This window comes from Paraburkholderia sp. SIMBA_030 (assembly GCF_046535245.1).
Lineage (GTDB): Bacteria > Pseudomonadota > Gammaproteobacteria > Burkholderiales > Burkholderiaceae > Paraburkholderia.
This window is the reverse complement of record NZ_JAWRXB010000241.1, coordinates 1-313: the sequence shown is the minus strand read 5'-3', so window position 1 is coordinate 313 and position 313 is coordinate 1. Positions and strand designations below refer to the sequence as shown.

At 63.6% G+C, this 313-nt stretch carries 1 pseudogene; it reads right to left on the bottom strand.

The features are described 5' to 3' along the window. Positions 1-233, bottom strand: a pseudogene (locus SB772_RS39835) (potassium-transporting ATPase subunit B); the annotation flags it as partial. Positions 234-313 lie beyond the last annotated feature (80 nt).

The window sequence follows — 313 nt, the reverse complement described above, 5'->3', positions numbered from 1 at the left end:
ACCGTGAACCAGGGCCGCAGCGCGACCGTGAGAATGAAGCCCGCGGGCGCTTCGGCCTGCCCCATCAGCGCCGCGATCCAGTGGATCGTCGTGAGCACGCTGCCCACGTAGACGCAGAACATCACCGGGTTGCGCAACTGGGTGCGCGGATTGAGTTTCCTGAACGAGTCCACGATGGCCGGGCGCACGAGCGCCGGATCGAACATGGACCGTGTTGCACTATGTTGTGTCATTTCGAAAGATCCCCGTTCAATGCACGCCGAGCATGATCAGATGCTCGACACCCGGACCGAGCGCGAGCGCCGGCACGTAG